Source organism: Sorangium sp. So ce321 (assembly GCF_051530195.1).
Taxonomy (GTDB): Bacteria; Myxococcota_A; Polyangia; order Polyangiales; family Polyangiaceae; genus Sorangium.
Map to the genome: position 1 here is coordinate 14,084,949 of NZ_CP150329.1, position 23,154 is coordinate 14,108,102.

Sequence of the window (23,154 nt, forward strand, 5' to 3'; positions counted from 1 at the left end):
GTCTATTTCAGTGCGCCGAGGCGCTCGAGCCCTTCGATACGCTGGAGGATGAACCGCTCCGCCGGGGTACGTTCTCCTGCACGCTCGCGGAGCCGCTTCGCATAGCCACGGAGAATGGACATGTCGACGGCCTTCACCTTGCGCAGGACACTATACAGCTCATCGACGAGGTAGGCGGGAAGGAGGAGCTCGAGCCGCGTGTTCAGCTCGAAAATGTAGTTGATCCACGCCCCCCGGCCGGTCGCCGCCGCGAGGCGGGCCGCGTAGGTGCTGGCCTTCTCGACCAGCTCGGGCTGCACGGCGCCGACGCCGCCCTCCCGCGCCTTGGTCAGGATGTCGGACAGCGAGCGCTGCAGGATGCGCTCGGCCTCGTCGACGCGCCCCAGGGCGAGCGCCTTGTCGGCGACGCTGCCGATGAGGCTGAGCGCGTGCACGCGCTTGTCGGGGTGCTGCGGGATGAGCCCGGGGAGCGACCGCCGCGAGGCGATGGCCGTCGCGCCGTCGTCCTCGCCCGAGGACATCTCGCTCATGTCGACGGTGCGCGCGTTCTGCTGCCGGGTCCAGAGCGGCGCGCTCCGCGGCGAGTGCGTCGAGCTCGGCTCGATCGCCCCGAGCAGGAACATCTCCTGCCCCCCGATCGCGATCTTGTCGCCGTCCGACAGGAGCTGGCGCCCCGTGATCCGGGCCCCGTTGATGAGCACGCCGTTGCGGCTGCCGAGATCCTCGATCGCCACGCCGCCCTCGCCGACGGTCAGCAGCGCGTGCTTGCGCGACACCAGCGGGTCGTCGAGCGACAGCTGACAGTCGGCGCTCCGTCCGATGAAGAACTCGCCGAGCGGCACCTCGAGATCGTGGGCGAGGTAGCGCAATCGGATGCCCATGATCGAGCCATACCAACAGCCCAACAGGCCGTCAAAAGCCAGCTTCCAGGCCGCGTGGTATTGGTTTGCAAGCCTACAAGAACGCCCGTGGAGCGCGGCCGTGGAGGTCTGCCGCCATCTTACAGTATCACACCAGTAGGACGCCGCGTGGCCGGGCGCGGCGCGCCGCGTGCGTGGTGAGGCGCGGCAGGCCCGCCACGGGTGCGCCCAGGGGCCGGGCGGGGCTCAGGCGTGGCGCGAGAGGACCCGGAGCAGCGTGAGGATGAGCCGCGGGTGCGCGACGAGGCCGTAGACCTTGAGCTCCCCGCTGGCCACGAGGCGCGCGAGCTCGCGCAGCGGGCCGCTCTGGCGGCGGTGCAGCACGCCCACCTTGGGCAGGCTCGGCCAGCGGTGGAACGCGACGTCGGGGAGCTTCTGCAGCGCCACCTCGTCGCCGCAGAACGTGACGGACGGGATGCCGATGGCGCCGTCGTGGATGGTGAGGCGCCCGTGATCGAAGCGCATCGTCATCGACGTGCCGGTGTCCTGCGCGACCACGAGCACGGAGCCGCGCAGCGCCCGGAAGTCGGCCGCGCGCCTGCCGTCGCGCGCGAGGTGCTCGCGGATGAGCAGGCCGAACAGCGCGGCGAGCGGGTTCTCCTCAGCGCCCGGGGCGAGATCGATGATGGGCTCCATGGCGTCGGCTTACCCGGTCACCCGGCCGCGCGCGCTCCGTCCACCCCGATGTCGCGGCGGAGCACCTTGCCGTCGAAGTCGATCGCGCCCGCGGCGCGGAACGCCCGCTCCCGCGCCTCCGCGAGCGAGTCGCCCGCGGCGGTGACGGCGAGCACGCGGCCGCCCGCGGTGACGATCGCGCCGTCCCGCTCCGCCGTGCCCGCGTGGTTCACGAAGGCGCCCTCCACCGCGGCCGCGGCGTCGAGGCCGCGGATCGCGTCGCCGGTCGTGGGCGCCGTGGGGTAGCCGCGCGCCGCGAGGACGACGGTGAGCGCGTGGCGGCCGGGGGCGACGCGCGCCGCCGCGGGATCCAGCGCGCCCGCCGCGGCCGACGCGCAGAGCTCGGCGACGTCGCCCTCGAGGAGCTCCATCAGCGCCTCGCACTCGGGGTCGCCGAAGCGCACGTTGTGCTCGAGCAGGACGGGATCCCCCGCGGGCGTGATCATCAGCCCGGCGAACAGCACCCCGCGGAAGGGCCTCCCCTCCGCGCGCATGCCGTCGATGGTCGGCCGGAGGATCTCGCGCTCGACGCGCGCCGTCAGGGCGGGGGTGACGCGGGCGCTCGGCGCGAAGGCGCCCATGCCGCCGGTGTTCGGCCCGGTGTCGCCCTCGCCGACCCGCTTGTGATCGCGCGCGGCCGGCAGGACGAAGATCGCGTGGCCGTCGCTGATGGCGTGCAGGCTGGCCTCCTCGCCCTGGATCGCGTCCTCGAGGATCACGGTCGCGCCGGCGTCGCCGAAGCGGCGATCCACGAGCATGTCCTTCGCCGCCGCGAGCGCCTCCTCGACGGTCGTCGCGACGACGACGCCCTTGCCGGCGCAGAGCCCGTCGGCCTTCACGACGATGGGCGCGCCGCGCTCGCGGATGATGCGCGCCGCCTCGTCGTAGGAGCGCGCGATCTGGAACGGCGCGGTCGGGATGCCGTGGCGCGCGGCGAACTCCTTCAGGAACGCCTTCGACCCCTCGAGGCGCGCCGCCTCGCGGCTCGGCCCGAAGACGGCGACACCCGCGGCGGCGAGCGCGTCGGCGACCCCGGCGCAGAGCGGCGCCTCGGGGCCGACGACGACGAGGTCGGCGCGCTCGCGGACGGCGAGCCGGGTCGCCTCGTCGGGGGACAGGGAGGCGAGGTCGACGCGGCGGATCGGCGCGCGGCCGGCGCCGCCCTCCGCGCGGGTCCCGGCGTTCCCGGGCGCCACGATGACCTCGGCGACGGAGGGCGATCGGGCGAACGCGCGCGCGAGGGCGTGCTCGCGCCCCCCCGAGCCGAGCACGAGGACGCGGCGACCTGACCGGCGGCTGTTCGCGGTGGAGCTCACCCCCGCGCGCTACCACGCGCCGGCCCTCGCTGTCGAGGCGCCTCGCGCGGTCGCCCGGCCCGGGAGAGGCGCCCCGCGGCGCCCGACATCGTGATAGAAGCGCCCGCGGGGCGCGCGGCGCGGCTCAGCTGGCCGCGGGCGCGCGTCGCCGGGCCGCCTCGCGAGGGAAGCGAGGGGCCGGAGCGCGGATCCCTGAACATTCTGGAGGGGACAGCGCGCGTGGAGCCCTGACGGCGGAGGGGCGGCGGGCGCGGATCCCCGTGGTGGAGACGAGCGATGACTCACCGGGCTTCGTGGGATGAATACTTCATGCGCATCGCCGAGGTCGTCGCGTCGCGGGCGACGTGCGATCGGAAGCACGTCGGCGCGGTGATCGTGCGCGACAAGAGCATCCTCGCGACCGGGTACAACGGCTCGATCCGCGGGCTGCCCCACTGCGACGAGGAGGGGCACCTGATCGAGGAGGGGCACTGCGTGCGCACGATCCACGCGGAGGCCAACGCCATCATCCAGGCCGCGCGGAACGGCGTGCGGATCGACGGCGCGACGGTCTACGTGACGGCCTCGCCTTGCTGGGGGTGCTTCAAGATGATCGCGAACGCGGGGATCTCGCGCGTCGTGTTCGGCGAGTTCTACCGCGACGAGCGCATCTTCCGGTTCGCCACGGAGCTCGGGATCGAGCTCGCCCCGCTGCAGCGGCGCGAGACGCCCGCCTGAGGCGCCGCGCGCCTGCGGGAAGGCGCGCGCCTGCGGGAAGGTGCGCGCCTGCGGGAAGGCGCGCGCCTGCGGGAAGGCGCGCGCCTGCGGGAAGGCGTCGCCCGCGGACGCGCTGAGGCGTCGCGCGTACGGGTGCGCAGTTGCGCGAGCCTTCGCGCAACATGCGCGGCGCCCCGCGCAACCCTCAGGCCTTGCGCGGCCGCGGCAGCCCGTACACGCGGATCCGCTCCACCAGCGTGCGGCGCGAGATCCCGAGCAGCGCCGCGGCGCGCGTCTGGTTCCCCATGCACTGCTCGAGCGCCTGGACGATGCGCTCGCGCTCGTGCGCCTCCATCGCGTCGCGCAGCCGCGTGGGGCTCGCGCCCGCGTCGTCCTGCGCGCGCTGCGCGCCGTCGGGCACGCTCTTCGCATTCGAAGGAGGAGCCTGAGGAGCCGCAGAGGCTGAAGCGGACGCCGCGGCGGGCGTCGAGGCCGACGTCGAAGAGGCGTGCGCCAGAAGGGTCGAGGCATGCGAGGGTTGGATCGGATCGGCCAGCGGCGAGAGGAGCAGGTGCTCCAGCCCGATGGGCGCCCCATTCGCGAGGATCACCGCGCGCTCGATCACGTTGCGCAGCTCCCGGATGTTGCCTGGCCAGCTGTGGCGCTGGAGCCCGACGAGGGCCGCGGGCGAGATCGGAACCGTGCCCGCCGCGCTCGCCTCGCTGGGGAAGAGCTCCTTCGCGGTGCGCTCCGCGAAGAGCTGCGCCAGCGCCGCGACCTCTCCGGGGCGCTCGCGCAGCGGCGGGATGGTGAGCGTCACGCCGTTCAACCGGAAGTACAGGTCCTGCCGGAACGCGCCGCGGCTCACCTCGGCCTCGAGGTTGCGGTGCGTCGCGGAGATGAAGCGGACGTCGATCTTCGTGGGGGTCAGGCCGCCGACCCGCATCACCTTCCGCTCCTCGATGACCCGGAGCAGCTTGGCCTGGATCGAGGGCGGCAGCTCGCCGATCTCGTCGAGGAACACGGTCCCTCCCTCGGCCGTCTCGAGCAGCCCCGGCTTCGCCCGGACGGCGCCGGTGAAGGCGCCGCGCTCGTGGCCGAACAGCTCGCTCTCGAGCAGCGACTCGGAGAGGGCGACGCAGCTCAGGCGCAGGAGCGGCCGGCTCGCGCGCGGCGAGGCCCTGTGGATCGACTCGGCCAGCACCTCCTTGCCGACGCCCGTCTCGCCGAGGAGCAGGATGTTGATCGGGCCCCTGGCGACGCGCTCGGCCAGCTCGTAGACGGCGCGCATCGCGCTGTCCTTGACGATGACGTCCTTGCGCGCGTCGCGCTCGCCGCCCTTCTGCCGGAGGATGACGCGCGCGGCGCCGAGGTAGATGACGTCGCCGGGCGAGAGCTCGACCGCGGCGTTCCGCGCCGGCGCGCCCTTGCCGACGTCGATGAGGCGCTCGGTCGCCGCGCTGCTGTGCCGGGTCCGCACGCGGGTGCCGTTGCTGCTGCCGAGATCCTCGATGCGGAGCGGCGGGCCGAGGTGCAGCGCCGCGTGCCGGCGCGACACCGAGGCATCCGGCACGCAGACGTCGGCGTCATCCTCCCTGCCCAGGACGACGCTGCCGGAGCGCGGCAGCGCCCGCGTGCTCATCGAGCTCTGGGTGATGATCAGGAGCTCGAACGGGCCACCCTCGCGGGGAAGAATCTCCGGCTCAGCCACAACGCACCCCAGAGTCGCGCCAGACGACGAACGACGCCCTTCCACTGCACGCGTGCGATCCGTCCCGGGAACGATTGCGGCAGCTCTCGCAGGACGGTAGCCAGGACCGATGCCGCACCCTGCAGCCGGCTGCGTAGCACGGACCCGCACCCACGGCGACAGCTGTCGCGCTCGCCTCGCGCGCCCTGGCGCGGGGGCCCCAGGCGCGGGGCGGCGATCGCGATCCCGCGCCGGCGGCGCGCTCCCTGTACCGCGGCGCGGGCGGTAGAGTTTCCGCGGATGATCGCGGGAGACCCGTTCGGCTGGGTGGGCAGCACCATCGGCGACAAGCTGCTGGTCGACGCCGTGGCCGGGGAGGGGGCGTTCGGCGTCGTCTACCGGGCGACGCACCTGGGATTCCAGGAGCAGGTCGCGGTCAAGTGCTTGAAAATACCCGCGGATCTCTCGTCGGAGGAGCGGGGGGCGCTGCTCGACACCTTCGAGCGCGAGGCCCGGCTGCTGCACCGGCTCTCGCGGCGGACGACCGGCATCGTCCAGGCGCTCGACGTCTCCGCCGCGATCTCGCCCGCGGGCCACTGGACGCCGTACATCGTCATGGAGTGGCTCGAGGGCGAGACGCTCGCCCAGCACATCGAGGCGCGGATCGCCGCCGGGCGCGGGCCGTGCTCCGTCGACGAGGCGCTCGAGCTCCTCGCGCCGGCGGTCTCGGCGCTCGCCATGGCGCACGACGAGCGGGTCTCTCACCGCGACATCAAGCCGGCGAACCTGTTCCTCGTCGGGGCGCCCGGCGGGAGGACGATCAAGGTCGTCGATTTCGGCATCGCCAAGGTGATCGACGCGTCGATGCCGCCGTCGAGGGCGCTCGTCGAGACGCGGCGAGCGGCGGCGCCGGCGCGGGCGCCGGTCGGGGCCGCCAGCGCCACGACACAGGAGCTCGCGCTGTCGCGGACGCTGCACGCGTTCACGCCGCTCTACGGCGCGCCGGAGCAGTTCAACCCGAAGCTCGGCGCCACCGGGCCGTGGACGGACGTGTTCGCGCTGGGGCTCATCCTGCTGCAGCTGGCGTCGGGCAGGCAGCCGCTCGCTGGCAGCGACTGGGCCGACCTCTACCTCGCCTCGGTCGACCCGCTCAGCCGGCCTTCCTTCGCCGGGCTGGGCGTCGCGGCGAGCCCCGCGCTCGAGGCGGTCGTCGCGCGGGCCCTCGCGGTCGAGCCCGCAGCGCGCTTCGGCGACGCGCGGGCGCTCGGGGAGGCGCTCGCCGCCGCGCGCCGCGGCGCGACGCTCCGGCCGCCGGTCGACCCGCCGGCGGCCACGCTGTCGAGCTCCCCCCCAGCGGCGGCGCCGCCGGCGCCTGCGCCAGGCCGGAGCGCGGCGCCGCTCTCCGCCCCGAGGGCGCCCGCGCGCGCCTCGAGGGCCGCTCAGCCTGCAGGCGAGTACCGCGTCTGCACGGTGCTCGCCGCGGAGATCGTGGCCGGGGGCGAGGGGCAGGCGCCGCTCGACCCGGAGCAGGAGATGGAGCTCCGCGACGCCTGCTTCGAGCTCGTCCGCGAGCGCGTCGAGCGCCTCGGCGGCGCCGTGAACGGCCAGCGCGACGGCGCCGTCACCGTGCTGTTCGGCGCGCCGCGCGCGAGCGACAACGACGCGGAGCGGGCCGTCCGCGCCGGGCTGCAGCTCGCGGCGGCCGACGCCGCGTCGCTCCCGGCGCAGCTGCCGCCGGGGTGTCGGCCGAGGTTGCGCGTGGGCATCAGCACGGGGAGGCTCTTCGTGAGCGGCGCGGCGGGGCCAGGCGCCCCGCTCGACGCCTCCGGCGAGGCCCTCAGGGTGGCCGCGCGGCTCCAGCAGGCCGCCGCGCCGGGCGCGGTGCTGATCGCGCAGCCGACGTTCCGGCAGGTGGCCGGGCTCTTCCTGGTCGAGCCCGAGGGCGACGGCCCGTCGAGCTTCCGCGTCCTCGGGCTCGCGCGCGGCGCGAGCGCCGGCTCCGACTTCCTCGGCCTCGACACCCGCTTCTTCGGGCGCGCGGCGGAGGTGCAGCGGCTCACGGAGGCGCTGGAGACGGTCATCGCGGAGGGGCGCGCGATGTTCGTCTCGGTGATCGGCCCGGGCGGCATCGGGCGCAGCCGGCTCCTGGCGGAGGCCCGGGAGCGGGCGCTGTCGCAGGCGGACCCGCCCGTCGTGCTCGGCGCGGCGTGCTCCTCGCTGTCGATGGACGCGAGCTATCACCTCGCCGCGTCGCTCCTGCGCGCCCACTTCCGGGTCCAGGACGACGACGCGCGCGACGTCGTGCTGCGCAAGCTGAGGAGCGGCGCCTCCGGCGCGGCGGGGGGCGACGCGGCTGACGCGGCGAGGAGCGACGCGGCTGACGCGGCGAGGGGCGACGCGGCTGACGCGCCCCATCCGCTCGCGCTGGAGGACGCGCTGGCCGAGCTCGCGTCGTTGCTCTGCCCGTCGCCGGCGGCGCCGGCCGTGTCCACGGCGATCGTCCCTGACGAGGGCGGCGCGGAGGTGAAGGCGCGGGTGGCCGCGGCCCTCGCGACGCTGCTGCGGGCGATGACCGCGCGCGGGGCCGTGGTCGTCCTGCTCGACGACATCCACTGGGCGGACGAGGCCAGCCTCGACCTCTTCGACGACCTCGCCCTGCGCCTCTCGGACGCGCCGCTGCTCCTCGTCGGCGCCGCGCGTCCCGAGCTCTACGAGCGGCGGCCGCACTGGGGCGAAGGGAAGGCGAGCCACGCGCGCCTCGATCTCGGCCCGCTGTCGCGGCGGCACGTCGAGGACATGGCCCGCGATCACCTGCGCCTCGTCGCGCGCTGCTCGGCGGAGGCCGTCCGCGCCCTGGCAGAGCGCGCCGAGGGCAGCCCGCTGACGCTGGCCGAGACGCTGTACCTGCTCGTCGACGTCGGCGCGCTCGAGCGCCGCCAGGGCGAGCCCTGGGTCCTCCACGAGGAGAAGCTGGCCCGGCTCGCGCTGCCGGCGACGATCCAGGGCATCGTCCAGGCGCGGCTCGATCGGCTCGACGGCGAGGCCCGAGCGGTGCTGGCGCAGGCGGCCGTGATCGGCAGGACGTTCTGGAAGGGCGCGATCGACCACCTCCGCGCGGTCGCGCCGCGCGACGGCGGCGGCTCGAGCACCGCGGAGGTGCTGGGCCGGCTCCGGGAGCAGCAGATCATCCGGGCGCGCGACGCGTCGACCTTCCCCGACGATCTCGAGTACGTCTTCGCCGAGGGGGCGACCCAGGAGATCGCCTACGAGACGCTGAGCCTCAAGGTGCGCCGCGCGATGCACCGCGCGGTCGCCGCCTGGCTCGACGGCCTGTCGGCCGGGCGATCCGCGGGGCCGCGGGGGCTCGGGGACGTCGGGGCCGCCCTCGCGGCGCTGCACCACGATCGCGGCGGCGACGCGCGCAGGGCGGCGCTCGCCCACGCGAGCGCGGCGGCCAGCGCGTCGGCGCTCGGGCAGAACGCCGAGGCGCTGCGCCACTTCGAGCGGGCCCGGGAGATCCACGCGAGCGCGGCGGGCGGCCCCGAGCCGCGCGCGCCCTCCGTCTCGGCGCCGGGCGGCGACGAGCGCCGGCTGTTCGCCTGGCACGAGCGCGCGGCGCTCCTCCTGGAGGCCGGCGACGCGCTCCGCAGGGCGGGCCGCCTCGACGAGGCGGAGCGCGCCTACGGCGAGGCGCGGGCGCGGATCCTGCGCGCGGAGCGGCGCGCCGCCCCGCCGGCCTCGCACGACCCGGCCGCGGCGCTGCTCTGGGATGCGCGCGTCGACTTCCGCCTCGCGCTCGCGCGCAAGATGCGCGGCGCGACGCCCGAGGCGCGCGCGCTCGTCGAGCGGGCGATAGCGCTCGCGGAGCGCGGCGGCGCCGCCCTGGAGGCGCTGCCCATGTACGCCCTCCTCGCGGCGCTGCACCGGCGCGACGGCGATCTCGACGCCTGCCGCGCGGTCGCGCTCCGCAGCCTGCGCATTTGCCGGCGGCTGCCGCCCGGCGACGGCCGCCGCCGCGAGGCCGCTTCGCAGCTGCTCCTCGCGCTCGGGACGGTGTTCTACTCGCGCGGCCGGCTGGTGCAGGCCGAGCGCTGCTACCGCCAGGCCGCCCGCGCCGCGCGCGCCGTGGACGAGCGCGCGTCCCCGCAGGCGCTGAGCTTCGCGCTGAACGGCGTCGCGGCGGTGCTCTTCGCGAAGGGCGATCTCGGCGGCGCCCGCGAGGTGTTCGCGCGCGCGCTCGCGCTGAAGGAGCGGCTCGGCGACCTCCAGGCGGTCGCGTCGGGGCACAACAACCTCGCCGAGGTCGAGCTCCGGCTCTCGCGCCCGCACGCCGCGCTGGAGCACGCGCGGCGCGCGGTGAGGCTCGGCGAGCAGTCGGGCGCCGGCGCGGATCTCCCGGACGCCTACCGCAACCTGGCTGCGGCGCTGCTCGCGGCCGGCCACGTCGGCGAGGCGCTCGACTCCGGCTGCACGGCGCTGCGCCTCGCCGAGGTGGGCGGCGGGCGCGTGTACCTCGGCGAGGTGGCGCTCGGCCTCTCTCGGATCTGCGGCGTGGCCCTCCGCGACCCCTCGACCCGCCCGCGCGCCCAGGCCGCCGTGGCGCAGCTGACCGCCTCGCTGGCGGCGCATTTCCGCGAGGGCGAGCTCGCCGCGCGCGCAGACGAGTGCCGCGCGCTGCTCTCAGGGAGCTGAGGGGCTGACCCTTTCTCGTTCGCTAGCGCGGCGCGCCGCGCGGGAGACGTTCGTCATGATCAAGGCTTGGAATCAGGCAGTTCTCGTGTTGGGCGCCGCGCTGCTCGGGCCGGCGGCGCTCGGGTGCGCGTCGGATCCTGAACCGCAGCCGAGCGGTTGCCCGGGCGCCCTGGCGGCCTCCGGCGCGTGCATCGGAGTCCCCGCCGGAGCGCTCTGCGGCGGCGACTTCTGCGCCGCTTCCGTCGACTGCGCGGAGGTGGTCGAGGTCTCGAGCGACGCGGCGCTCTCGCAGGCCTCCGGGGCGGCTCGCCCCGGGGCGTGCATCGCGCTCGGCCCCGGCGCCTACGGCCCTGTCGCGCTGCCTCCCGGCGTGAGCCTGCTGGGCAGGGGCGCCGGCTCCGTGACCGTCGCGGCGGTGTCGCTCGCCGCGGGCGACGCCGCCGTCCTGCGGGGGCTCACGGTCGGGGCGGGCGGCGTGCAGATCGCGCCCGGCGCGCGGGCGCGGATCGAGGCGGTGCGCGTCGCCGGGAGCGCGTCCGACGGCGTGGCGCTCGGCCCTGGCGCGTCGCTCGATCTCGTCGACTCGGCGATCGAGGGCTCGGCTCGCTACGGGCTGAGCGCGCTCGACGCCGGGCGCCTCACCGTGGCGCGCTCGATCCTCTCCGGCTCGCAGGGGCCGGGCTTGTGGGCGCAGTGCACCGGCGGCTGCGACTGCGAGGCCCCGGTCGACGTCCAGGTCGAGGACGCGATCCTCCGCGACAACAAGGTGGTCGGCGTGTCGCTCGTCGGAGCGCGCGCCACGCTGTCCGGCGTCGAGGTGAGCGGCAACGCCCTCCGCGGGTTCGACCCGAGCGGCGGCGTCTCCGTCTCCGGCTGCTCCATCCTCGACGCGACGGCGCTCAGGGTCGCGGACAACAGCGGGTTTGGTCTCCTGATCGATCAGGCGAGCGCCTCTCTCGGCGGCGACGGCGAGGGCTTCGAGGTGAGCGGCAACCAGCCCGGGATCTGGATCCAGCACACGACGGCGGAGCAGCCGGTCACGCTCAGGGGAGGCGTCCTCGAGAAGAACCGGGCGATCGGCCTGGGGATGAGCGGCGACGCGCGCGGCATCATCATCGATGGGATGCGCATCGCCGGGACCTTCGCCGACTCGGCGGTGGTGAGCACGGGCAGCGATCGCTCCCAGGAGGTCGTCGGCGACGGCGTGAGCTGGCAGGAGCGGGCGCAGGCGGCGATCTCGGGGCTCGTCCTGAGCGGCAACGGGCTCGAGTCCAGCAACCCCTCCGTCGACCCGTCGCGCCGCGCGAGCGTGCTCATCGACGGCGGCGTCGGCCCGGACAGCCGCCTCGCCGACGTGACGCTGGAGGGCGGCGATGAGGCGACAGGCATCGTCCAGCAGCGTCTGTCTGCTGACGGCGCGAGCCCGCTGCGCGGCGCGGATGTCCCCCGCATCACGACGAGCCCGGACGCGCTCTTCTCCGTGCCCGTCGCGCCCGCCGCACCCGCTGCGCTCGATGCCCCGTGAGCCACCACGGCGCCGCGCTGGTTTCGCGCGTCAGGGCCGCGCACGTGGGCGCGGGAGCGTGTCGAACCCACAAAAAGCAAGTGGGCCCGCCACACTCGCTTTCCGCTACCGTTGCTCCCTTCCGGGCCTGGCGGGGTTCACGGCGCGCTGTCGGCGGACCCATGAGGTCGAGGCGCTGTCGCCTGACGCAGCGACTTCGTAACCGAACCTCGGGTCCGTGTCGAGCCCTCCTGGAGCCCGTGGCGCGCTTTGTTGTCACGGCGTCTCGGCCGCACCTCGCCCGGCTTCGGCTCCGCGACGAACGCCGCCCCTCCCTCGCTCTCCCCCGGGGTGCGCTCCGGGGGAGAGCTGCCTGGAGCGAGTGTCGCCCGGGACTTGCCTCGTACGGGAAGGACCGTACGCTTGGAAGTGTCGTGAATCCGTTCGATTCCGAGGACGAGGCACGGAGCAGTCGGCTGATTCCGGTGCTTATCTTCATCGGTTCCGCAGCGCTGGCGGCGGCCGCGCTCCGGTTCGCCTGGCAGCAGCCGGTGGTCATGGCGGCGGTGCTCGGCGTGGTCCTCGCTTTCGCTGCGGCCCGCTGGCTCGCTCGCCGCAAGCTGCGCCGGCTGCTCCGCTCGGGCGACGTTCGGTCGGTCCTGCAGCGCTGGTCGCCGACGCTGCACCGCATCCCGCACCCGGCCACGATGGCTCCGCTCATGACGGCGACGGCGTTCGCGGCGTATGGCTGGGTCGACAAGGCGCGCGCCGCCATGGCCGCTGCCGAGCGGGGGCCTGCGTGGGACGCGGCCCTCGAGCACCGGCTCTTCCTCGACACGCTGCTCTACACCTTCGAGGGCGATCGCGACGCGGCCCTCGAGCAGGCGGGCCGACTGGAGCGGCTCCCGCTGCCGAACGTCAGCTCTCCCTTCCGCGACCGGGTGGTCACGCTGCGGGCGGCCGCAGGCGCGCTCGCCCGCGCCTTCGCTCACCAGAGCGTGCCGGGCGACCGCGTGCTGCTGGAGCGCGCGAGCGAGGCCAGCCCGCTCGTCTTCTGGGCCATGCGCTACGCCGCGGCCGTCGTCGCGATCGACGAGGGCGAGCTCGCCCGGGTCAAGGCGCTCCTCGCCAACGCGCCCCCGTGGCCCCAGGAGTCGACGTTCCGCGCCTTCCACAACGAGATCGCCGACCGCGCCGGCCTGCCCCGCCCGGCGAGCGCGTAGCGCTTTCGGCAGGCGAGCGCGCAGCGCTTTAGGCGGGCGAGCGAGCGCGCAGCGCTCCCGGCGCTTCCGCGCGCCGTCGCGAGGGCGGCTGCGCGGCGCGCTCGCCTGTCGGGGCCCGCTCAGCGCTCGAACAGCGTGCGGATGTAGCAGTAGGCGCGCGCGTCGGGGGCAGCGCTGGCCGCGTCTTCCGGCGGGTCCGGCACGAACGCGCCGAGCGCGCCGAGCGCGCCTCCCATCGCGAACGTGCGCAGCACGATCCTCGCCCGCGTGCCCGCGAAGCACGGCTTGCGGTAGGCGATCTCCACCCTCCGGGCGAGCACGGACGTGCTGTGTCCCTGCGCGGCGAGGCGCCGGAGCGCGGCCTCTGCGAAGAGCCGCGGGTACACGAGCGAGTTCACGTGCTGGTTGCCGTCGGTGTGATCCAGGCCGAACGCGACCGCGACCGGATCCAGGGTCGGCTCCGCGTCGAACGGCTCCGCGCCTTCTGGCAAGCCCATCAGCGCCTCGGGTGAGCGCCAGGTGTAGCGCTCGGGCGGCACCGCCGGCAGATCCGGCGACTCGAAGCGCAGCACCTTGCGCGCGCCGGCCTCCGCGAACGGCCGCGTGAAGACGTGCTCCGCGAACACGCGACCGACCTGGATCGGCTCGCCGGCGCCGGGCGGCGGCGGGCCGTACGTCCGGCTGCGGCGCGCGGTGGCCGAGAGCCACATCGGCAGGACCAGCCGGTTCACCTCGGACGCGGCGTCCACCGTGTGCGCGAGCTGGTAGAGCCCCCGCAGCTGCAGCGGCTCCCGGGCTGCGATCGGCCCCTCTCCGCCCTCGATGATGAGGCGCGTGAGGATCGGGATGACCCCCGTGCTCATGAGGGTCGCGATGGCGCTCGCTTGCAGGAGCTTCACCCAGACCGCGGGCCCGAGGCCGTGCGGCAGCGCGTCGAGCATCACCCGTCCGGTCTGGCCGACGTCTTCGAAGCGGAGGTGCATGACGGCGGTCGTCTGTTGCTGCTCGGGCACGCGCGGCTCGTCGGGGAAGTGGTGCATGCCCCCTCTCCATAGCTGACGCTGCCGCGCCCTGCATGGGCGGGCGTGGACGTCGGCATGGCCGGCCACGTCGGCGGCGCGCTCCTATGGTACGATCGGGCCGTGACGCTCCTGAAAATCGCCCACATCGGCAACCCCGTCCTCAGGCAGCGAGCGCGCGAGGTCACGCCGGAAGAGCTCTCCTCTCCCGCCATGCAGGCGTTCCTCGACGACCTGGTCGAGACGATGCGCGACGCGAACGGCGCCGGCATCGCTGCCACTCAGGTCCACGCGCCGGTGCGCATCTTCGCGGTCGAGGTGCAAAACAACCCTCGTTATCCGTACAAGCCCAACATCCCGCTCACCATCGTGGTCAATCCGGTGATCGAGCCGCTCACGCAGGAGACGTTCGAGAACTACGAAGGGTGCCTGAGCGTCCCCAACCTGAGGGGCGTCGTCGACCGCTTCACCGAGATCCGGCTGACCGGCCTGGACCGCGAGGGGCGGCCGATCGATCGCGTCGTGCGCGGGCTCTCGGCGGGCACCTTCCAGCACGAGAAGGACCACGTCGACGGCGTGCTCTTCGTGGATCGCGTCAAGGATCCGCGGACGCTCTGCACCTGGGCGGAGTTCGATCGGTACCACAAGCAGCCCTTTGTCGAGCGCATCGTCCCGTTCATCCAGCGGATGGGTGGCTGAGGTGCATCGTCGCGCCGAGCCTCGATGATGCCTTTGAACGCGGCCCGGGGGGCGCCTCTCGCGCGGCGCGCGATCGCGGCCCTCTCGCTCGGCGCTCATGCGCTCCTGTCCCTGCCGGCGTGCGACCCGAGGGACGCGAGGGCGCCGGCCCCGGCCGCGCGCGCACCGGCCGCGATCACCCTCCTCTACACGACCGACGAGCACGGGTGGCTCCTGCCGACGGTCGAGCAGGGCCGGGTCCTCGGCGGCGCTGCCGAGGTGCTGGGGCTGTGGCTCTCGCGGGAGGGCCATTGCGCTGGCCCGGCGCCCGGGGCTCCGTCCCTCCCCCCGCCGCCGGCTTGCCAGGATCCGTCGACGCTCGCGCTCTCCGGCGGCGACAACTGGACCGGCCCCGCGATCTCTTCCTACTTCACGGGGGCGCCGATGGCCGACGCGATGGCGCGGATGGGCTACGCCGCGTCGGCCTTCGGGAACCATGAGTTCGACTTCGGAAGAGACGCTTTCCTCCAGAACAGGAAGCGCTCTCGGGCCACCTACCTGGCGGCCAACTTGCGCGTGACGGACCCGTCGCTCTCCGCGTTCGCGCTGCCGTCCTTCGCCGTCTTCGATCGGCGCGGGCTGCGCGTCGGCGTCGTCGGGCTGGCCACGGCGCGCACCCGTGAGGCCGCGACCGCGAGCCGCTTCGAGGGCATCGATTTCGAGGAAGAGGAGGCGGCGCTCTCGCGCGCCATCCCGGAGGCCTGGCGCGCCGAGCCGGACGCGCTGGTGCTCCTCGCCCACGAGTGCCAGGACGTGCTCGAGCCGCTCCTCGCCCGTCACCCCGAGTGGCGCCTCTCCTTCGTCGGCGCCGGGCACTGCCACAGGAGGGCGGAGCTGCGCGTCGGCGGCGTCCCGCTCGTCAACCCTGGCTGGCGGCTTCGCAGCTACGCCCGCGTATCGCTCGAGATCGACCCCCGGCGTCCGTTGCAGCAGCGCGTCGTGTCGGCCTCCACGGAGGTGGTCGACGTGTCCCACCCGGAGGGCGCGCCCGCCGTACCGCCCGACGAGGCGCTCGCCAGGGCCAGCGCCGGCTGGCAGCGCGAGCTGGACGCGGCGCTCGGCGAGCAGATCGGCTATTCGAGCGACGGGATGGAGCGCGACTCTCTCGAGATCCAGCGCTGGATCGCCGGGGCCTGGCGCGACCAGCTCGGCGTCGACATCGCGATCCTGAACAAGGACGGTATCCGGCAGGCCGTGCCCAGGGGACCGATCACGAGAGCCACGGTGTTCTCGGTCCTCCCGTTCGACAACAAGCTCGTCATCTGCTCGCTCCGGGGCAGCGACATCCTCGAGACCCTCCGCCACAGCGACGCGGTGCTCGTCGGCGTGTCACCCTCGGCCGATGGCCGTCATGTCCTGCTGGACGGCACCCCGCTGGACGAGGGCCGCCGCTACACGGTCGCGACGATCGACTTCCTCTACTTCGGCGGGGATGGCTTCCGCTTCCAGGCCCAGGATCCGTCCCCCAAGTGGACGGGCCTCGACTGGCGCGCGCCGGTGATCGCGTGGACGAAGGCGCTCGGTACGAGCGCGAGCGCGCCGCTGGACGCTCGATTCCGCTAGCATGGAAAGCACATCCAGCGACCAGCGCTGGTGCGGCGCTGGTCGCTGGATGTGCGCGATCCGATGGCAGGGGAAGGATCAGGCGCCGCCGCCGGTCCGCTCCTCGCGCTCGATCTGCTCCTGGTAGGCGACGCTGTAGCGCGCCCAGGGACGCAGCTTGAGGCGGCGGTAGCCGATGGGCTCGCCGGTGCCCTCGCACATCCCGTAGCTCCCTTCCTTGATCTTGGCGAGCGCGCGGTCGATCTCGGCGAGCACCCGGACATCGCGCTCCAGGAGCTTCGATGTCAGCGAGGTCGCGCCCTCGGCGTTCGCCTCGTCCATCTCGTCGCCCACCTCTCGCGAGACGTCGCGCTCTGCGTGCTGCCGCTCGTCGATGTTGGCGACGAGGCTCGCGCGGCGCTCCTCGAGCGCCTGCCTGAGCTCGTCAAGCTGCTCCTGCGTCAGCTCGGGCAGATCGGAGTCGTCCGTATCGGGCGCCGCGCGGCGTACAGGCGGCCTCGGTATGGGAGCTGCCGTCGTGTCGCTCCCGGACGTCTCTGGCCGCGCCGGGCTCGTTCCGTCGCGACTCGCACCTTCACGGTTGTTCATTGGATTCCTCTCATCGTTTCAGGCAGGTGGGGCAATTCGCGTACCGGTCTCGAGCGTGGGCGGACGACGCACGCGCGAGGTCCGGCGACCGAAGGATACGGCCGAGCAGGAGCAGCCGCCTGGCTACGCTCCCGGCTGTGATAGCGCATCTGGGAGCTTATGGCTTCGCGATGCCGGCCATCTGGAGCCCTGCCGCGAGGAGCGCGCCGATATCCTCGAGCACCGGCTTGGACACGTTGATCGAGAGCTCCGCGCGCGGCGCGGCGCCGCCCTGCTCCTGCGTGGTCACCAACATCAGCCCTTCCCCTTTGTGGGGGAGCTTTGCCAGCACCTCGCCGAACTGCTGGGCCTCCGGGGGCAGCGCCATGCCCGCCGCGCCGGGCTTCGACAGGGTCGTGAGCACGCTCTGGAGCGTGCGGGTGATCGGGGCGAGCGTCGAGAATCCACCAGAGACAAACTTCCCGGTCTTCAGCTTCTCGAGCCCCGGACGCGACGCGAGCGTCTCCGTCTCGGGCGCGCCCGCCTTCACCTGGGCGAGCCGCCTCAGCAGCTCGCGCTTGTCGTGCCCGAAGGCGATCCACGTCGTCTTCTCGTCACCCGTGAGGAGGAGGTGCAGCGTCACCGTCAGCTTGGGCTTGGGCTTGGCCTTGGAGGGGGTCGCGCCCTGCGCCGCGTCGTCGTCGAGCGACGGCAGCTCGTTGACGATCTGGATCTCGACCGCGAGCGACGTCTTCCCGAGCTCCTTCGGCGCCGCAACGGTCTTGACCGTCGGCAGGTCCTTCGGATCGATGTCGAGCTCCGGGAGCCGCTTGCGCAGCCCGGGCGTGTTGTAGGCGGTGACGACGTTCTTCAGGTACTTGACGAACCTGTCAGGCGCCTCCTCGAACCCGAACAGGTTCCAGCCGACGAAGCTCCCCATCATGCCGTCGAACATCTGGTTCGGCGTCGGCTTGGCGTCCTTCGCCGCGGCGGGCGGCGCGTCGACGTACCCGTGGGCGGACACGCTGGGCGCCTGGTTGATCGGCAGCGAGAGGACATCGGCGAGCGCCTTGCGATCGGCGGGCCTGCCGATCTTCTCCTTCTCCAGCCACCCTTCGAGCATCGCGCGCAGCGTCTTCAGGATGCCTTCGTAGTGCGCCGGGTCGTAGCCGTGGTCGAAGAAGGCGCCGTGGCTGTCCTTGGGCACGCGCCAGTAGAGCGCCGGCGCGGGCCCGGCGCGGTTCGCGCTCTCGGCCATCGTCTTCGCGAGCCACGACGACTGCCCCCGGAGCTCCAGGCCCGCCGTGAGGTTCACGCAGGACTGGTTATCGACCCGGAGATCGATGACGGCCTTGCTCGCGTCGTCGATCAGCGCCGCGAGCTCCTCCTGGACGGCGGTGGTCGCGTCGGTGAGCGCCCGATCGAACTGGGGCTGCCCGATCGAGAGCTGGCTCTGCGCGAGGATGGGGAGCCCCCCGAGCTGCTGCTTCGCCATGGCGCCGTACTTCGCGCTGAGCGGGACGAAGCGGACCTCGCCGTGGAGGTCGCGCTGCTCGGGCGCGAGCGTCGGCAGCGTGCGCGCGAGGTAAGGCCCGAGGGTCGTCACGTCCCGGTCCCGGTCGCCGCAGAGGAGCCGCGCGGGCGTCGAGCCCGCGGACGCGGCGAGGAAGCAGCTCGACGAGGACGGCTCCTTGCCGCCGATCTTCCACAGGCCGGGCTTCACCTCGGTCAGCGTGGCGCCCGCCTCGAGCGTGCCCCGCGCGCGCTCCAGCGACGTGAGCCCGAGCGACACCGCCGCGACCGGGGTGCCGCGCTTCGAGCTGTCGTCGAGCGCGACGAGCAGGTGCACCGGCGCGTCGAGCGCGACCACCGCGGCGAGCTGGTTCGCGTCGATGGACGGGCTCACGAGCTCGCTCAAGAGGCCCGAGGAGAGCCCCTGCGCGCCCGCCTCGGCGAGCGCCGGCGACAGCCCGGCGCACGTGGCGACGCTCGACAGCGTCGCCGCCGGGTTGCTCCAGCGGAGCAGGCCCACGACGTCGGCGGGCTCGGCGACCGGGGAAAGATCGAACGCAGGGCTGGCGGCCTGTGAGGGTCCGGCCTTGACCTCGCCCTGTCCTCCTGTCGGCGCGGCAGGCGTGGGGGACGGCCCGCAGGCGACGGGACCGGCCATCAGGACCAGGGTGGCGAGCGGCAGGAGAGTTCGCATGAGCGCCGGTTATACGGCTCCCGGACATCCGAGTCGACGCCCAAGGAGAGCGTCACGGACGAGACGGCGGCGCGCGCCGAGACGGCGGCGCGCGGTCAGGCCTGGCGCTGCAAATGTGAATGGGCGCGACAAAAGCACGACGAGCGCGTGCCGAGGCCGCGCTCGTCGTGCTGGTGGAGGTTCGCTCACCCCGCGGTGGTCAGTTCGACTCCTCGAACTCCGCGTCGATGACCGACTCCTTGCCCTTGCCGCCGGCAGGAGGAGGAGGCTGGCCTCCCGGAGCGCCGCCGGGCGCCGCGCCCCCGCCGTCCTGCGGCGGGCCGGCCTTCTCGTACATCACGCTCGCGATGCGGTGCGCTTCCTTCTCGAGCCGCTCCAGCGCCGCGGTCACCGCCGCGTCGTCCTGCTTCTCGATGGCCGACCGACTCTCGGCGATGATCCCGTTCAGCGCCGAGACGTCGCTCTCCGGCAGCTTGTCCTTGTTCTCGCCGATCGTCTTCTCGAGCGTGTAGCAGAGGTTGTCGAGCTTGTTGCGCCGCTCGATCTCCTCGCGCCGCCGCTTGTCCTCGGCCTCGTGCGTCGCCGCCTCGTTGACCATCCGGCTGATCTCGTCCTCCTTCAGGCCGCCCGAGGCCGTGATCGTGATGCGCTGATCCTTGCCGGTCGCCGTGTCCTTGGCGTGCACCGACAGGATGCCGTTCGCGTCGATGTCGAACGTCACCTCGATCTTCGGGACGCCGCGGGGCGCCGGCATGATGCCTTCCAGGTGGAAGCGGCCCAGGGTCCGGTTGTAGCGGGCCTCGGTGCGCTCGCCCTGGAGGACGTGGACCTCGACGCTCGGCTGGCTGTCGGTCGCGGTCGAGAAGATCTCCTTCTTCTGCGTCGGGATCGTGGTGTTCCTCGAGATCATCACGGTCATCACGCCGCCGAGCGTCTCGACGCCCAGCGAGAGCGGCGTGACGTCGAGCAGCACGAGGTCCTTCACCTCGCCCGAGAGCACGCCCGCCTGGACCGCGGCGCCGACCGCCACGACCTCGTCCGGGTTCACGCCCTTGTGGGGCTCCTTGCCGAAGAACTTCTTGACCGTCTCCTGGACCAGCGGGATGCGGGTCGAGCCGCCGACGAGGACGATCTCGTCGATCTGCTGCGGCGTCTTCTTCGCGTCCGCCAGCGCCTTGCGCGTCGGCTCGAGCGTGCGGTCGATGAGCGGCCGGATCATCTGCTCGAGCTTCGCCCGGGTGAGCTGCTTCTGGAGGTGCTTCGGCCCCGACGCGTCCGCGGTCAAGAACGGCAGGTTGATCGTCGTCTCCTGGACGTTCGACAGCTCGATCTTCGCCGTCTCCGCGGCGTCCTTGAGCCGCTGCACGACCATCTTGTCGTTCGCGACGTCGATCCCCGTGTCCTTCTTGAACTCGGCCGCCAGCCAGTCCATCACGAGGTGGTCGACGTCGTCGCCGCCGAGGTGGGTGTCGCCGTTGGTCGAGATGACCTGCACGACGTTGTCGCCGACCTCGAGGATCGAGATGTCGAAGGTGCCGCCGCCGAAGTCGTAGACGGCGATGACCTGCTCGTTCTTCTTGTCGAGGCCGTACGCGAGCGCGGCCGCCGTGGGCTCGTTGACGATGCGCTTCACCTCGAGCCCGGCGATGCGGCCCGCGTCCTTGGTGGCCTGGCGCTGCGCGTCGTTGAAGTACGCCGGCACGGTGATGACGGCATCGGTCACCTTCTCGCCGAGGTAGTCCTCCGCGGCCTTCTTCAGCTTCTGGAGGACCTTCGCGGAGACCTCGGGCGGCGATACCTGCTTGCCGCGCACCTCGATCCCGGCGTCGCCGTTCTTGCCCTTGCTGACCTTGTACGGGACGCGCTTCGACTCGTCCTGCACCTCCTCGAAGCGGCGCCCCATGAAGCGCTTGGCCGAGTAGATGGTGTTGGTTGGGTTCGTGACCGCCTGGCGCTTGGCGATCTGCCCGACGAGCACCTCGCCCTTGTCGTCCCAGGCCACGACAGACGGCGTGAGGCGCGAGCCCTCCTCATTCACGATGACCTTGGGCTCTTTGCCCTCCATCACCGCGACGACGCTGTTGGTCGTGCCGAGATCGATGCCGATGATCTTGCCCATGACGTTGAACCCTCCGAGAAGTGTGTGCGCGACGGCTTGTTATCGCGGGGGGCGAGAAGACCCGACCGGCCAGCAGGGCTCGGCTGACAGCTGCCGCGAGCCCCTGCTCCAGAGCCGTCAAAAACCGCTGGGAATTCGGATACTTTCGCCGGTTTTCGCGAGCTCGCTGGCTCGCGACCGCGAAGCTAACCATGTGCACCCGAGCGTCAACGCCGCCCCTAGCAATTGCCGTGCGCGGGTCCCGGCCAGGTCCTGGGCCTTGACCGGAGCGCCCCCGGGCCGCACGTTCGGCCTCCGCGCTCCGCGATGTTCGCGCCGCGGCGGCCCGAGTCGGTGCCTCGCACCGGTGCGGGACGGCAGGCTTCCCCGACCGCGTCGGGGCCCCTCTGCCGCGCCGTCTGACGTGAATGACGCGAACCGATGCGGTCCGCGCGAGCTGCGTGAGCAGCGCGCATGACGCAGACCGAGCGGACCGAGCAGAGCAGCCCGGAACCGGAAGAGACGCGCGTCCGAGGGGCTTCTTGCGGTCCCGGACGCGCTGAGCTATAGGCGCCCTCCCTCGTAACACCCGAAGGACTCACCATGAAGCCCGGCATCCACCCCGAGTACAAGGACTCCACGATCACCTGCGCGTGCGGCGCCGTCGTCGAGACCCGCTCCACCCGCGGCAGCTTTACCACCGACGTGTGCTCCGCGTGCCACCCGTTCTACACGGGCAAGCACAAGATCATGGACGTCGCCGGCCGCGTGGACCGCTTCCGCAAGAAGTACGCGGCGACCGCCGGCAAGTAGGCGGGCTGAGCGCCCCCCCGGCGCCGACGCATCCCTCCTTTACAGACACTCCCTCCACGCCGCGCCCCGCCCGGGGCGTGGCGGAGGCTCCGGTACGTCCGAGCTCGCTCGCCGCGAGCGGTCGAGGCGTCGCCCCGCGCGACGTCGTGCATCCACATTCACAGCGCTGGTCGGCCGGGCCGATGCGCCAGCCGGGTTATGCGCTAGATTGGAACGCGTATGAGCGAGCAGCCTGCACGTCCGTATATCGGCGGCCAAGCGGTGATCGAGGGGGTCATGATGCGATCGCCGAGCTCGGTCGCCATCGTCTGCCGACGCCGCTCCGGTGAGCTGGTGGTCCGCGAGCAGCCGATGACCGCGGCGCCCAAGGGGCCCCGCACCTGGCCGTTCGTGCGGGGGGTCGCGACGCTCGTGGAGTCGCTCCGCCTCGGGTCCCAGGCGCTCCGGTGGTCCGCGGACCTCTACGAGCAGGACCTCGCGGCCGAGGAGGCGGCCTCGGCCAAGGGCCCGGCGTCCAAGCGGCCGAGCGCCGGGCAAGCGAGCGGAGCCAGCCTCACGTCGCTGGCGCTCAGCATGGCGGCGATCGCGGCGCAGGACGTCGAGCCGGCGCCGGTCGCGGGAAGCCCCGCGCCGGGCGGCGACGGCGCGGAAGCGAAGAAGCGGGGAGGGGGCATGGGCCTCATCCCGATCGCCTTCGCGGTCCTGCTCTTCGTGGCGGCGCCGCAGGCCGGCGCCGAGCTGGTCAACAAGCTCTTCGGCCTCGGGCTGGAGGTCACGTCGCCCGGGTTCCAGGCGATCACCGGCGTGGCGAAGCTCGCCATCGTCGTCACCTACCTCCTCCTGATCCGCCAGATCCCGGAGGTCCGGCGCGTCTTCCAGTTCCACGGGGCGGAGCACAAGGCGATCTCCACCTACGAGGCGCGCGAGGCGCTCGAGGTCGAGAACGCGCGGCGGAAGACGGCCATGCACCCGCGCTGCGGGACGACGTTCCTGGTGATGGTGGCGCTCGTCTCCATCGTCGTGTTCTCGGTGGCCGGGGCGTCCATCGGCGCGTTCCTGCCGAAGCTGCCCGGCGGCCGGCTCGTGGAGAGCGTCGGCTTCTTCCTGATGAAGCTGCCGTTCCTCCCGCTCATCGCCGCGGTGACGTTCGAGATCCAGCGGATCTTCGCGCGGTATTGCACCACGGGCCCGCTCCGCGCGCTGCTCTGGCCGGGGTTCCTGGTCCAGAAGATCACGACGGCAGAGCCCGACGACGCGCAGCTGGAGGTGGCCCTCGCCTCGCTCCGCGCGACGCTCTGGCGTGAGGAGTCGGTGGCCGCGCCGGCCCAGCCCGATCGGGTGTTCGAGGACTACTCGAAGCTGCTGGCCGACCCCGGCTACGCTGGCGCCCACGGCTAGCGCGCGCCGCCGCCGCGCGTCGCCGACGCGCGCCTC

The 23,154-nt window shown here is 73.3% G+C and carries 16 protein-coding genes and 1 other RNA gene; 8 read left to right on the plus strand and 9 right to left on the minus strand.

The genetic code is table 11. The annotated features are described in order from the left end of the window. Positions 1 to 2: 2 nt before the first annotated feature. The 3 genes from WME89_RS52365 to purD form a co-directional block, all read right to left on the minus strand. Positions 3 to 881 carry an FHA domain-containing protein gene (locus WME89_RS52365; protein WP_438006985.1) on the minus strand — a complete coding sequence of 293 codons (879 nt, stop codon included), beginning with the start codon at positions 879 to 881 and terminating at the stop codon, positions 3 to 5. A gap of 225 nt (positions 882 to 1,106) precedes the next feature. Continuing rightward, positions 1,107 to 1,556, minus strand: coding sequence for a hypothetical protein (locus WME89_RS52370; protein ID WP_438006986.1), 450 nt, complete (start codon positions 1,554 to 1,556; stop codon positions 1,107 to 1,109). Positions 1,557 to 1,573: 17 nt separating this feature from the next. Beyond that, positions 1,574 to 2,911, minus strand: a complete 1,338-nt coding sequence (gene purD / locus WME89_RS52375; RefSeq protein ID WP_438006987.1) for a phosphoribosylamine--glycine ligase — start codon at positions 2,909 to 2,911, stop codon at positions 1,574 to 1,576. 276 nt (positions 2,912 to 3,187) lie between these two features. Between purD and WME89_RS52380 the strand changes: the two genes are divergently transcribed. After that, the gene (locus tag WME89_RS52380; protein WP_436624023.1) at positions 3,188 to 3,628 is read left to right on the plus strand and encodes a deoxycytidylate deaminase; all 441 of its coding nucleotides are present in this window, start codon (positions 3,188 to 3,190) and stop codon (positions 3,626 to 3,628) included. A gap of 184 nt (positions 3,629 to 3,812) precedes the next feature. Here WME89_RS52380 and WME89_RS52385 read toward each other — a convergent pair whose 3' ends face one another. Beyond that, entirely contained in the window at positions 3,813 to 5,318 is a 1,506-nt protein-coding gene (locus tag WME89_RS52385) for a sigma 54-interacting transcriptional regulator (protein WP_438006988.1), read from the minus strand. A gap of 279 nt (positions 5,319 to 5,597) precedes the next feature. Here WME89_RS52385 and WME89_RS52390 point away from each other — a divergent pair, with 279 nt between their 5' ends. After that, positions 5,598 to 9,989 carry a protein kinase domain-containing protein gene (locus WME89_RS52390; protein WP_438006989.1) on the plus strand — a complete coding sequence of 1,464 codons (4,392 nt, stop codon included), beginning with the start codon at positions 5,598 to 5,600 and terminating at the stop codon, positions 9,987 to 9,989. Between the two features lie 55 nt (positions 9,990 to 10,044). Further along, the gene (locus WME89_RS52395) at positions 10,045 to 11,514 is read left to right on the plus strand and encodes a right-handed parallel beta-helix repeat-containing protein (RefSeq protein WP_438006990.1); all 1,470 of its coding nucleotides are present in this window, start codon (positions 10,045 to 10,047) and stop codon (positions 11,512 to 11,514) included. Positions 11,515 to 11,589: 75 nt separating this feature from the next. Here the strand turns inward: WME89_RS52395 and ffs are convergent. Continuing rightward, positions 11,590 to 11,679, minus strand: an RNA gene (ffs, locus tag WME89_RS52400) — signal recognition particle sRNA small type. A 248-nt stretch (positions 11,680 to 11,927) separates the two neighbouring features. On the opposite strand from ffs, the gene WME89_RS52405 reads away from it, so the two are divergent. Further along, the gene (locus tag WME89_RS52405; RefSeq protein ID WP_438006991.1) at positions 11,928 to 12,716 is read left to right on the plus strand and encodes a hypothetical protein; all 789 of its coding nucleotides are present in this window, start codon (positions 11,928 to 11,930) and stop codon (positions 12,714 to 12,716) included. A gap of 119 nt (positions 12,717 to 12,835) precedes the next feature. Here WME89_RS52405 and WME89_RS52410 read toward each other — a convergent pair whose 3' ends face one another. Then, on the minus strand, positions 12,836 to 13,756 hold the full coding sequence (locus WME89_RS52410) for a hypothetical protein (RefSeq protein ID WP_438006992.1): 921 nt from the start codon (positions 13,754 to 13,756) through the stop codon (positions 12,836 to 12,838). Between the two features lie 102 nt (positions 13,757 to 13,858). Between WME89_RS52410 and def the strand changes: the two genes are divergently transcribed. Together def and WME89_RS52420 are read left to right on the plus strand one after the other, a co-directional pair. Then, on the plus strand, positions 13,859 to 14,434 hold the full coding sequence (gene def, locus WME89_RS52415; protein ID WP_438006993.1) for a peptide deformylase: 576 nt from the start codon (positions 13,859 to 13,861) through the stop codon (positions 14,432 to 14,434). A gap of 24 nt (positions 14,435 to 14,458) precedes the next feature. Further along, on the plus strand, positions 14,459 to 16,036 hold the full coding sequence (locus tag WME89_RS52420; protein WP_438006994.1) for a bifunctional metallophosphatase/5'-nucleotidase: 1,578 nt from the start codon (positions 14,459 to 14,461) through the stop codon (positions 16,034 to 16,036). Positions 16,037 to 16,114: 78 nt separating this feature from the next. Here WME89_RS52420 and WME89_RS52425 read toward each other — a convergent pair whose 3' ends face one another. The 3 genes from WME89_RS52425 to dnaK form a co-directional block, all read right to left on the minus strand. Then, positions 16,115 to 16,624 carry a TraR/DksA family transcriptional regulator gene (locus WME89_RS52425; protein WP_437622517.1) on the minus strand — a complete coding sequence of 170 codons (510 nt, stop codon included), beginning with the start codon at positions 16,622 to 16,624 and terminating at the stop codon, positions 16,115 to 16,117. 157 nt (positions 16,625 to 16,781) lie between these two features. Continuing rightward, complete coding sequence (locus WME89_RS52430; protein ID WP_438006995.1) at positions 16,782 to 18,809, minus strand: hypothetical protein; 2,028 nt, start codon at positions 18,807 to 18,809, stop codon at positions 16,782 to 16,784. A gap of 199 nt (positions 18,810 to 19,008) precedes the next feature. After that, entirely contained in the window at positions 19,009 to 20,928 is a 1,920-nt protein-coding gene (gene dnaK / locus WME89_RS52435; protein WP_437622519.1) for a molecular chaperone DnaK, read from the minus strand. Positions 20,929 to 21,510: 582 nt separating this feature from the next. Here dnaK and rpmE point away from each other — a divergent pair. Continuing rightward, a complete protein-coding gene (gene rpmE, locus WME89_RS52440; protein ID WP_437833232.1) occupies positions 21,511 to 21,720 on the plus strand; it encodes a 50S ribosomal protein L31 in 210 nt (69 codons plus the stop codon). Between the two features lie 276 nt (positions 21,721 to 21,996). After that, the gene (locus tag WME89_RS52445; protein WP_437655509.1) at positions 21,997 to 23,118 is read left to right on the plus strand and encodes a DUF1385 domain-containing protein; all 1,122 of its coding nucleotides are present in this window, start codon (positions 21,997 to 21,999) and stop codon (positions 23,116 to 23,118) included. Positions 23,119 to 23,154: the final 36 nt, after the last annotated feature.

Excerpts from the sequence above, each read along its gene's own strand:
- WME89_RS52365 (WP_438006985.1), bottom strand. The coding sequence starts at position 881 with ATGGGCATCCGATTGCGCTACCTCGCCCACGATCTCGAGGTGCCGCTC.
- WME89_RS52370 (WP_438006986.1), bottom strand. The coding sequence starts at position 1,556 with ATGGAGCCCATCATCGATCTCGCCCCGGGCGCTGAGGAGAACCCGCTC.
- WME89_RS52380 (WP_436624023.1), top strand. The coding sequence starts at position 3,188 with ATGACTCACCGGGCTTCGTGGGATGAATACTTCATGCGCATCGCCGAG.
- WME89_RS52390 (WP_438006989.1), top strand. The coding sequence starts at position 5,598 with ATGATCGCGGGAGACCCGTTCGGCTGGGTGGGCAGCACCATCGGCGAC.
- WME89_RS52395 (WP_438006990.1), top strand. The coding sequence starts at position 10,045 with ATGATCAAGGCTTGGAATCAGGCAGTTCTCGTGTTGGGCGCCGCGCTG.
- WME89_RS52410 (WP_438006992.1), bottom strand. The coding sequence starts at position 13,756 with ATGCACCACTTCCCCGACGAGCCGCGCGTGCCCGAGCAGCAACAGACG.
- WME89_RS52420 (WP_438006994.1), top strand. The coding sequence starts at position 14,459 with ATGATGCCTTTGAACGCGGCCCGGGGGGCGCCTCTCGCGCGGCGCGCG.
- WME89_RS52425 (WP_437622517.1), bottom strand. The coding sequence starts at position 16,624 with ATGAACAACCGTGAAGGTGCGAGTCGCGACGGAACGAGCCCGGCGCGG.
- WME89_RS52430 (WP_438006995.1), bottom strand. The coding sequence starts at position 18,809 with ATGCGAACTCTCCTGCCGCTCGCCACCCTGGTCCTGATGGCCGGTCCC.
- dnaK (WP_437622519.1), bottom strand. The coding sequence starts at position 20,928 with ATGGGCAAGATCATCGGCATCGATCTCGGCACGACCAACAGCGTCGTC.
- rpmE (WP_437833232.1), top strand. The coding sequence starts at position 21,511 with ATGAAGCCCGGCATCCACCCCGAGTACAAGGACTCCACGATCACCTGC.
- WME89_RS52445 (WP_437655509.1), top strand. The coding sequence starts at position 21,997 with ATGATGCGATCGCCGAGCTCGGTCGCCATCGTCTGCCGACGCCGCTCC.